This window comes from Streptomyces parvulus (assembly GCF_014648855.1).
Lineage (GTDB): Bacteria > Actinomycetota > Actinomycetes > Streptomycetales > Streptomycetaceae > Streptomyces > Streptomyces parvulus.
Genome location: NZ_BMRX01000034.1, coordinates 1 through 10,825, shown reverse-complemented (window position 1 = coordinate 10,825; position 10,825 = coordinate 1). Strand labels below are relative to the sequence as shown.

Below are 10,825 nucleotides of genomic sequence, written 5' to 3'. Positions count from 1 at the left end.
GAGGACCCGGGTTGTTTCGCGGGGGTGCGGGAGGTCATCACCGGTGGTGACGTCATCTCGCCGACCGCGGTCCGCCGCGTCCTGGAACACTGCCCCACCACTGTCGTGCGCTGCGCCTACGGGCCCACCGAGACGACGCTCTTCGCCACCCAGGCCCCCTGGACGGCGACCGACACCGTGCCCGCACCCATACCCGTCGGTCGTCCGCTGGACGGCATGGAGGCCTACATCCTCGACGACTCGCTGTCGCGGGCACCGGTCGGAACCACCGCGGAACTGTATCTGTCGGGTGCGGGATTGGCGCGGGGCTACTACCGGCGGGCGGATCTGACGGCGGAGCGGTTCGTCGCCGATCCGTTCGGTCCTCCCGGCGGCCGTATGTACCGCACGGGTGACCTGGCCCGCTGGTCGGCCGAGGGCCTGCTGGAGTTCGTGGGGCGGGCCGACGACCAGGTCAAGATCCGCGGCTTCCGCATCGAACTCGGCGAGATCGAGGCCGTACTGGGCCGCCATCCCGGACTCGCCCAGGTCGCCGTCATCGCCCGCGAGGACCAGCCCGGCGACAAACGCCTGGCCGCCTACCTCGTCGCCTCCGCCGAGGACGGCACCGTGGACACCGAGGCGCTGCGCGCCCACGCGGCCGGCCTGCTCCCCGAGTACATGGTCCCCACCGCCTTCATCGTCCTCGACCAACTCCCCCTGACCTCCAACGGCAAGCTGGACCGGCGCGCCCTCCCCGCGCCCGACCCGACGACGGCGGCCCGAACCGGACGCGGACCGCGCAACCCGCGCGAGGAGATCCTCTGCGGCCTGTTCGCCGAGATCCTGGGCGTGCCCGCCGTCGGCATCGACGACAGTTTCTTCGAACTCGGCGGCCACTCCCTCCTGGCCACCCGCCTCGTCAGCCGCATCCGGGCCATCCTCGGCGTGCGGCTCTCGATCCACCGTCTGCTCAACACCCCCACCGTGGCCGCACTGTCGAACCTGGGTCAGACGGCCGGCGAGGAGCAGGACAGCGCACTGGAGCCCGTCCTGAACCTGCGGCCGGCCGGCAGCCGTTCCCCGCTGTTCTGCGTGCACCCCGGAGGCGGCATGGCCTGGTGCTACGCCGGGCTGCTGCGCTACGTGCCCAAGGGGCACCCGGTGTACGGGCTCCAGGCCCGCGGCCTGGCCGCGGACGAGCCTCTCCCCGCCGATCTGGACGAGATGGTGGAGGACTACCTCGGCCGCATCCGGGCGATCCAGCCTTCGGGCCCGTACGCGCTCCTGGGCTGGTCCTTCGGCGGCAAGGTCGCCCACAACCTGGCGGCCCGCCTCAAGCAGGAGGGCGAGGAGGTCTCCCTGCTGGCCGTCGTCGACGCCGGTACGGACGGTCACGCCAGCTCGGACGGCACGCGCACCCAGCGCGATCTCCTGGAGCTCGCGTTCGACGGGATCGGGGCCTTCCACGCCGAACCGGGTGACGGGCCGATCGGGATGCCGCGCATCCTAGAGATTCTCAAGGCCCATGGCGGCACACTGGCCAGCCTCGGGGAGCGGACCGTCGCCGCTCTCATCGACATCACGGAGAACAACCTCAGGATCAGCCGGGCGACGGCGCCCGAGAAGTACGACGGCGACATGCTCTTCGTCGAGGCGGGCGGACGGAACGGCACGGCCACCGGACTCGGGCGGACCTGGGAACCGTATGTGAGCGGCCGCATCGAGACACATGTGGCCCCGTTCGAGCACATGCGGCTGATGAGCGCCGAGGCGCTCGCGGGCATCGCTCCGGTCCTGGCCCAGGCGCTGGCAGTTCCCACGAAATGAAGCAGGCGAGGAGCCATTGATGTCCGACAACACGAAGTCCGACAGGCCGGGGCTGCACCGGGGGCGGGTACTGCGCGTCGAGTGGCTGAGCCCGCACATGGCCAGGGTCGTGCTGGGCGGTGAGGGCCTGAAGGAGTTCAGCGCCGGGCGGTACACCGACCACTACGTCAAGCTGGTCTTCCCGCTGGAGGGGGTGCGGTACCCGGAGCCCTTCGACCTCGCGGCGATCCGCCGGGACTTCCCCCGGGACCAGTGGCCCAGGACCCGGACGTACACGGTGCGGCGGTGGGACCCGGACGCGGGCGAGCTGTCGGTGGACTTCGTCCACCACGGCGACCGCGGTCTGGCCGGCCCGTGGGCCGCGACGGTCAAGCCCGGCGAGGAGATCCACCTCATCGGTCCCGGCGGCGGCTACGCGCCCAGGGCGGAGGCCGACTGGCATCTGCTCGCCGGGGACGAGAGCGCCCTGCCGGCGATCGGGGCGGCCCTGGAGGCCCTGCCGGCGGGCGCGGTCGCCAAGGCGTTCATCGAGGTCTCCGGCCCGGAAGAGGAGCAGGAGATCCAGACCCGGGCCGACGCGGAGATCACCTGGCTGCACCGCGGGGAGCGGCAGATCGGCGACGCGCTCCGGGAGGCCGTCTCCGGCTTCGACTTCCCCGCCGGGACGGTGCACGGCTTCGTCCACGGCGAGGCGCACACGGTGAAGGGACTTCGCCATCACCTCCGGCTGGAGCGCGGCCTGACCCGCGATCAGCTGTCCATCTCCGGCTACTGGCGACGCGGAGCCGACGAGGACGGCTGGCAGTCCACGAAGTCCGAGTGGAACCGCGACGTGGAGGACGCGCCCGCGGCGTAGCCCTCGGCCTTTCCGCGCGGGCGACCGACATGTGCGCGATCTCGACAGCGAAAGAGAGTGCTTGGCCATGCGTGCTGCAGACGTTGAAGTACAGGACCACGATGAGGAGACGGCCGCTTTCCCGGATGTCCCGCCGCTGCACCTGCTGAAGGCGGAGCGGCTGCCGGCCACGCGGCGCGCCGTCGCGGGCACGATGAACCAGCGCACCGCGGACGCCCTGCGGACCGTCATCGGCGTCACGCCGCAGGACTCCGACCGGCACGCGCTGGCCGCGGTCGACGCGGCCCTGGACTGTCTGGCCCCGCCGGCCGCCGCCACCGGCTACACCGACGCGGAGCGCAAGTCCCTGCCGGAGGACCTCTACGAGGAGCACGACCTGTTCTTCGGCGCGGTCAGGGTCGCCGGGGACTCGGTGGAGACGTTCACGTACACGATGCTGGAGGCCCTCCGCAGCCAGCTCGACGACGCCCTGTCGGCCGGGATCAGCCTCAGCGACGGTGAACGGGCCGAACTGCGCGACGCGTTCTGGACCACCTTCCACCTGCTGTGGCGCATCGGCGTGGCCGGCACCCCGTTCGAGTACGCCGCCCGTGCCCGTCCGCGGGGCACCTGCCCGCGGACCGGCCGTGCGGGCGGGGATCCCCTCGTTCGCTGGCGACTCGGTCACCAGGTGTTCTTCGCGCTGATCCAGGCGCTGATCGTCTCGGTCGGCTGCCTGGAGGAATGCCTCCGGGAGGATCCGGACGACATCGACGGCGCCTGCCGGCTGCTGGAGGACGCCACGGTGCTGATGACCGGGTCCGGCGCGTCGCTGCGGTACGCCGGCGACTTCACGCGCTCGCACTACGCGGACGCGGTCCGTCCGGCGATGATGCCGCCGCACATCAACGCCAAGTTCAGCGGCCTCCAGCTGCGCGACCACCGGATACTCCTCAAGCTGATCCACCGGGTCAAGCCGCTGGTCGCGTCACCCGCGCCGGCGGTCGACAAGTCCTACGGGATGCTGCTCGACGCGATGTCGACGGCCTACGCCGCCCACATCTCCGTCTGCTCGCGGTTCGGCGGCGACCGTGAACCGAGCCTGCGCACGCCCGGGTCCCGGGTTCCCGCCGTGGAGATCCTCCAGCGGTTCCGCGACCGACGGCTCGGTGCCGCCACGCCGGACCGCGCCCCCGAGTAGTCGCGAGTCCCCGCGATCCCGACACCGAATGCTCGACTTCGAAAGAGAGTGATTGGCGATGCGTGCCGCACATGCTGGTGATCTTGCCGACGTCCGGCCGTCCGAGCTCCACACGGCCCTGGCCGGCGCGTCGGTTCAGGCGGCTTTCGCGGCGCAGGCGCATCGCACTCCGGATGCCGTGGCGGTGCGGTGTGCCGGACGGGAGCTGTCGTACCGGCGGCTCGACGAGCGGGCGAACCGGCTGGCGCACCGGCTGCTCGATCTGGGGACGGGCCCCGAGACGCCGGTCGCGGTGCTCATGGAACGCTCCGTCGACCTGGTCGTCGCCCTGCTGGCGGCGATGAAGGCGGGGGCGTTCTACCTGCCGCTGCACGGCGGTTATCCGCTGGAGCGGCTGCAGTGGATCGTCGACGCGACCTCGGCGCCCGTGCTGCTGACCGACCGGGCGACGCGCGGCAGGGGCCTGCCGGTCGCACCGGTGGTCGTGACGGTGGACGAGGACGCGGACCTGGCCGGGTTCCCGGTCACCGACCCGGGTGTGGAGAGCCTGCCCGAGCAGCTCGCGTACGTGATGTACACGTCGGGCTCGACGGGACGCCCCAAGGGGGTGGCGGTCACCCACCGCGACGTCCTCGACCTGGTCGTGGACAGCATGTTCGAGCCGGGCGCGCACGACCGGGTCCTGATGGTCATTCCGTACGCCTTCGACCCTTCGATATACGGCCTGTGGGTGCCGCTCCTGCACGGCGGGCTCACCGTCATCACCCCGGAGGGCGAGCCGAGCGTGGCCGCGCTGGGCCGGCTGATCGCCGAGGAGGAGATCACCGCCCTGGACGTCTCCGCGGGCCTGTTCCAGGTGATGGCGGAGGAGGACCCGCGCTGCTTCGCCGGCGCGCGCGAGGTCATCACCGGTGGTGACGTGGTCTCACCCACGGCGGTGCGCCGCGTCGTCGAGCACTGCCCGGGCATCGTCGTGCGCAGTGCGTACGGTCCCACCGAGACCACGCTGTACGCGACACAGCACCCGTGGCGGCTCGGCAGCGAGCTGCCGGCGCCGCTGCCGATCGGGCGTCCGCTGGACGACATGCGCGCCCACGTCCTCGACGAGGGCTTGTCGCCGCTCCCGGCGGGGGTGACCGGGGAGCTGTATCTGGCGGGTGCCGGCCTGGCCCGGGGCTACTACGGCCGGGCGGACCTGACCGCGGAGCGCTTCGTCGCCGACCCCTTCGGTCCTCCCGGCAGCCGCATGTACCGCACGGGAGACCTGGCCCGCTCCTCCGCCGACGGTGTGCTGGAGTTCGTCGGCCGGGCCGACGACCAGGTCAAGATCCGCGGCTTCCGCATCGAACTCGGCGAGATCGAGGCCGTACTGGGCCGCTCTCCGGGGGTGTCGCAGGTCGCGGTCACGGCCCGCGAGGACCGGCCGGGCGCCAAGCGCCTGACGGCCTACGTGGTCGCCGACCCCGGCCACGGCGACGCGGTGGACGTCGAGACCCTGCGCGCGCGGGTGGCGGACCGGCTGCCGGAGTACATGGTGCCGTCGGACTTCGTGGTCCTGGACCGGCTCCCGCTGACCACCAACGGCAAGCTGGACCGGCGCGCCCTCCCCGCTCCGGACCGGTCGGCGGCCGCCGGAACAGGGCGCGGACCGCGCGATGCGCGCGAGGAGGTCCTGTGCGGGCTGTTCGCCGAGGTCCTGGGCGTGCCCGCCGTCGGCATCGACGACGGCTTCTTCGCACTCGGCGGCCACTCCCTCCTCGCCACCCGGCTGGTCAGCCGCATCCGGTCGGCCCTGGGGGCGGAGCTCGTGGTGGGCACCGTGTTCGAGGCCCCCACCGTCGCGGCTCTCGCCGAACGGGTCGCCGAAGCGGCGGCGGCCAGGCCTCCGCTCACCCGGAGGGCCCACCCGGACCACATCCCCCTCTCCCCCGCGCAGAGCCGGCTCTGGTTCCTCGACCAGCTCCAGGAGACGAGCGCCACCTACAACCTCCCCATGTCCGTGCGTCTTTCGGGGCCCCTGGACCGGGCCGCGCTGCGGTCCGCGCTCGAGGACGTGGTGGACCGGCACGAGACCCTGCGCACCGTCTTTCCCGAGGACGCGCGGGGGGTGCCGTTCCAGCGGGTCCTGCCGGCGGAACGGGCCCTGCGGGACTTCGAGGTCGTGGAGACCGACGAGACCGCGTTGCGCGCGACGGTCTCGGACCTGGCCGGGGAGCGTTTCGACCTGGGAGTGGACCCGCCGGTCCGCTTCCGGCTGTTCGCGCTGTCGCCGACCGAGCACGTCCTGTTCCTGCTGACGCACCACATCGCGTTCGACGGATGGTCACTGGCTCCGCTGACCCGTGACCTGGGCCGCGCCTACGCGGCGCGGTGTGCGGACGCGGAGCCGACGTGGCCCGCGCTGCCCGTGCGGTACGCGGACTACACGCTGTGGCAGCGCGAGCTGCTCGGCACGCCGGAAGACCCCCGCTCCCTGGTGAGCGAGCAGCTGGCCTTCTGGGGCCGGGCCCTGGACGGCGTCCCCGACCAGCTGGAGCTGCCCTTCGACCACCCCCGGCCGGACGTCGCCGGCCACCGCGGCGGCACCGTCTCCTTCGAGCTGGACGCGGAGCTGCACCGGCGCCTGACCGGGCTGGGCCGCGCCCACCGGGTCAGCCTGTTCATGGTGATGCAGGCCGCCTTCGCCGCGCTGCTCTCCCGGCTGGGCGCGGGCGACGACATTCCGGTCGGCACTCCCGTCGCCAACCGGACCGACGAGGCGATGGCCGACCTGGTCGGGTTCTTCGTGAACACCCTGGTGATCCGGACCGACACCTCCGGCGACCCCTCCTTCCGGGAGCTGCTGGCCCGGGTGCGGGAGGTGTCGCTGGAGGCCTTCGCCCACCAGGACGTCCCCTTCGAACTCCTGGTGAACGAACTCAACCCCGTGCGCTCCAGTGCCCGGCACCCCCTCTTCCAGGTGCTGCTGGCCATGCAGAACAACACGTCCGTCCGGCTGGACCTGCCGGAGCTGACCGGGGACGTGAGCCTGGGCGACACCGACGTCGCCAAGTTCGACCTCACCCTCGAACTCTTCGAGCGGGACGCCGGGGACGGTGCCGCCGAGGGCATCCGCGGACGGTTGGGGTACGCCCTCGACCTGTTCACCGCGGACACCGCGGAGCGGATCGCCGCCTGCTTCACGCGGCTGCTCGCCGCGGTCGCCGAGGACCCGGAACTCTCCGTGAGCCGCATCGACCTCCTCTCCCCCGAGGAGCGCCGGCAGCTCCTCGTCGAGCGCAACGACACGGCGGTGCCGTACGCCGACGACACCACCCTGCACCGGCTGTTCCAGGAGCAGGCGGCCCGCACCCCGGACGCGCCGGCGGTGCTCCGCGGCACGGACGTGCTGACGTACGGCGAGCTGGACGCGCGGGCCAACCGGCTCGCCCACCACCTGATCGCCCTCGGCGTGCGCCCGGAGCAGCTGGTCCCGATCTGTGTCGAGCGGGGATTCGACGCGGTGGTGGCGGTCATGGGCGTCCTGAAGGCGGGCGCAGTCTATGTGCCGCTCAACCATGAATACCCGGTCCACCAACTGGAGTTCATGGTGGCGGACGTCAACGCCCCGCTGGTCGTCACCCAGGCCGCGCTCCAGGACCGGCTGGGCGGCACCTCCGCCGAGCGGCTGCTCATCGACCAGGACTGGCACGAGATCGCCGCCCGCCCGGACACGGATCCCGGCGCGCCGGCCGGCCCCGGGAGCCTGGCCCACGTGATCTTCACCTCCGGCTCCACCGGCACCCCCAAGGGCGTCATGATCGAGCACCGCTCGCTCTGCCGGATCGTCGACAGCGACCTGTTCGCCTGGCTCGGGCCCGGCGACGTCGTGGCCCAGCCCTCCAACTTCTCCTGGGACGCCTTTACCTTCGAGTGCTGGCCGGCGCTGACGTCCGGGGCCGCCATGGCGGTCATGGACAAGGAGGTGCTCCTCGACGCCGCCACGCTCAAGACCGCTCTGCGTCGCCACAAGGTGACCCTGATGTGGCTGACGGCACCCCTCCTGCGCCAGCACCTCCAGGACTGCCCCGACCTCCTCGACGGCGTCACGTCCGTCTTCTACGGCGGTGAGGCGATCGACCGGCCCGTGGTGGACGCGCTCGTGGACGGTCCGTGGGCGCCGGAGCGGCTCATCCACGGTTACGGGCCCAGTGAGGCGACAGTCTTCACCACCAGCTACCGGGTGGACCGCAACGTCCCCCGGAACGGGCAGATGCCCATCGGCCTGCCGGTGGCGAACACGGAGGTGTTCGTCGTGGACGAGAACGGTGCGCTCGTCCCCCCGGGCGTTCCCGGCGAGCTGTGGGTGGGCGGTCCCGGACTGGCCCGGGGCTACTGGAACCGCCCGGAGCTCACCGCGGAGCGGTTCGTCGGGCACCCCTTCTCCGACGATCCCCGGGCCCGTGTGTACCGCAGCGGCGACGTGGTGCGGTGGCGTGCCGACGGCCTGCTGGAGTTCGTGGGCCGGGTCGACGACCAGGTGAAGATCCGCGGGCTGCGGGTGGAGCTGGGCGGCATCGAGTCGGTGCTGGGCCGCTTCCCGGGCCTGGCGGAGGTCGCGGTCGTGGTCCGGGAGGAGCGGCCGGGTGACAAGCGGCTGGTGGCCTACGTGGTCGCCGAGGCCGGGACCGAGGTGGACACCGACGCCCTGCGCGTCCATGTGGGCGGCCTGCTCCCGGAGTTCATGGTCCCCTCGGCCTTCGTGGTGCTCGACCGGCTTCCGCTGACCACCAACGGCAAGCTCGACCGGCGGGCCCTGCCGGCGCCGGTGTACGAGGTGACGGCGGCGGGCGGGCGCGGTCCCCGCACCGCCCGGGAGGAGATCCTGTGCGGGCTGTTCGCCGAGATCCTGGGCGTGCCCGCGGTCGGCGTCGACGACGACTTCTTCAAGCTCGGCGGCCACTCCCTCCTCGCCACCCGCCTGGCCGGCCGGATCCGCTCCGTCCTCGGAGTGGAACTGGCGGTGCGCCACGTGTTCGACGCTCCCACCGTCGCCGCCCTCGCCGGCCGGGTCTGCGAAGCGGCCGCGGCCAGGCCGGCGCTGACCGCGCGGACCCGCCCGGAGCGCGTGCCCCTGTCCCCGGCGCAGAACAGGCTGTGGTTCCTCGACCGGCTCGAAGAGGCGAGCAGCACCTACAACGTCCCGGTGGCCTTCCGGATCACCGGCGAACTCGACGCCGACGTCCTCGAACGGGCGCTGGGCGACGTGGTGGCACGGCACGAGAGCCTGCGCACGGTCTTCCACGAGCTGGACGGCAGCCCGGTCCAGGTGGTCCTGGGCGAGGATGCCGCCGACGTGAAGCTGAACCGGGTGAGCTGCGCCGCGGACGAGCTGGACGCGGTGCTGCGGGACGCGGGGAGGCACCTGTTCGACCTGTCCGCCGAGTTGCCGCTGCGGGCCACGCTGTTCACCGTCGGCCCCGGTGAGCGGGTACTGCTCCTGGTCATGCACCACATCGCCAGCGACGGTGCGTCGATGGGCCCGCTCGGGCGTGATCTGGAGACCGCCTTCCGTGCCCGCCTCCAGGGGCTAGAACCGTCGTGGCCGGAGCTTGAGGTGCAGTACGCGGACTACACGCTGTGGCAGCGCGAACTCCTCGGCACGGAGGAAGACCCCCACTCGCTGGTCAACGGGCAACTGGCCTTCTGGACCCGGGCGCTGGAAGGACTCCCCGACGAGCTGGAGCTGCCCTTCGACCGTCCCCGGCCGAAGGTGGCCGGCTACCGCGGCGAGTCGGTCTTCTTCGACCTGGACGCGGACCTGCACCGCGGGATGTCCGACCTGGCCCGGACGACGGGCACCACCACCTTCATGGTGGCGCAGGCCGCCCTGGCGCTGGTCCTGACGAAGCTGGGTGCCGGCACGGACATCCCGATCGGAACACCGGTCGCGGGACGCGCCGACGAAGCGCTGGACGACCTCGTCGGCTTCTTCGTCAACACGCTGGTCCTGCGCACGGACACCTCGGGGAATCCGACGTTCCTGGAACTGCTCGACAAGGTCCGGGAGGCCGACCTGGCCGCGTACTCCCACCAGGACGTGCCGTTCGACCGGTTGGTCGAGGCGGTCAATCCGAGGCGCTCACTGGCCCGCCACCCGCTGTTCCAGGTCCTGCTCAACGTTCAGACCGGCGAGGGGAACTCCCTGGACCTGCCAGGGCTGACCGTCCGGGAGATCGTGGGGGAACAGCAGAGCGCGAAGTTCGACCTGTCGCTGAACTTCCTCGTGCGGCACACCGATCAAGGCCTTCCCGGGCCGGTCCGCGCGTATGTCACCTACGCCACGGAACTGTTCGACCGGGAGACCGTCGCACGCCTGGCCGCACGCCTGGTCCGCGTCCTCGAATCCGTCGTCGCCGACCCGGAGCAGACCATCGGCCGGATCGACGTGATCGATCCGCACGAGCGGGTGCGGTTGCTGGAGTCGTGGTCGGGGGCGGTGGTGCCGGGTGCGGGGCTCGGGGCCGCTTCGGTGCCCGCGGCTTTCGCGGCGCAGACGGTGCGGTCGCCGGACGCGGTGGCGGTGCGGTGTGCGGGGCGGGAGCTGTCGTACCGCGAGCTGGATGAGCGGGCCAACGTTCTGGCGCACCGGCTGCTGGATGCGGGAGTGGGTCCGGAGGCGCCGGTCGCGGTGCTGATGGAACGCTCCGTGGACGTCGTCGTCGCCCTGCTGGCCGTACTGAAGGCCGGGGCGTTCTACCTGCCGCTGCACAGCGGCTACCCGCGCGAGCGGATGCAGTGGATCGTCGACGAGACCTCGGCGGGCGTGCTGCTCACCGACACCGCCACACGCGGCAGGGGTGTCCCGCAGGTCCCGGTCGTCGTCACGGTGGACGACGCCGGCGACTCGGCCGGGTTCCCGCTCACGGACCCGGGTGTGGGCAGCCGGCCCGAGCAGCTCGCCTACGTGATGTACACCTCGGGTTCGACCGGGACGCCGA

4 protein-coding genes are annotated in these 10,825 nt (G+C 72.2%); all 4 read left to right on the top strand.

Features of this window, described 5'->3' with window-relative positions:
- Positions 1 to 1,809: alpha/beta fold hydrolase (locus tag IE108_RS34365; protein WP_189397839.1), on the top strand; the 1,809-nt coding region annotated here is incomplete at its 5' end.
- Positions 1,810 to 1,828: 19 nt separating this feature from the next.
- Positions 1,829 to 2,665, top strand: a complete 837-nt coding sequence (locus IE108_RS34360) for a siderophore-interacting protein (RefSeq protein WP_064732241.1) — start codon at positions 1,829 to 1,831, stop codon at positions 2,663 to 2,665.
- Between the two features lie 67 nt (positions 2,666 to 2,732).
- On the top strand, positions 2,733 to 3,845 hold the full coding sequence (locus tag IE108_RS34355; RefSeq protein ID WP_064732240.1) for a 3-methyl-L-tyrosine peroxygenase-related protein: 1,113 nt from the start codon (positions 2,733 to 2,735) through the stop codon (positions 3,843 to 3,845).
- Positions 3,846 to 4,023: 178 nt separating this feature from the next.
- On the top strand, positions 4,024 to 10,825 hold a 6,802-nt coding region (locus tag IE108_RS34350), incomplete at its 3' end, for a non-ribosomal peptide synthetase (protein ID WP_189397838.1).

Bases quoted from the DNA above. Each gene is read 5' to 3' on its own strand.
- IE108_RS34360 (WP_064732241.1), top strand. From the start codon at position 1,829: ATGTCCGACAACACGAAGTCCGACAGGCCGGGGCTGCACCGGGGGCGG.
- IE108_RS34355 (WP_064732240.1), top strand. From the start codon at position 2,733: ATGCGTGCTGCAGACGTTGAAGTACAGGACCACGATGAGGAGACGGCC.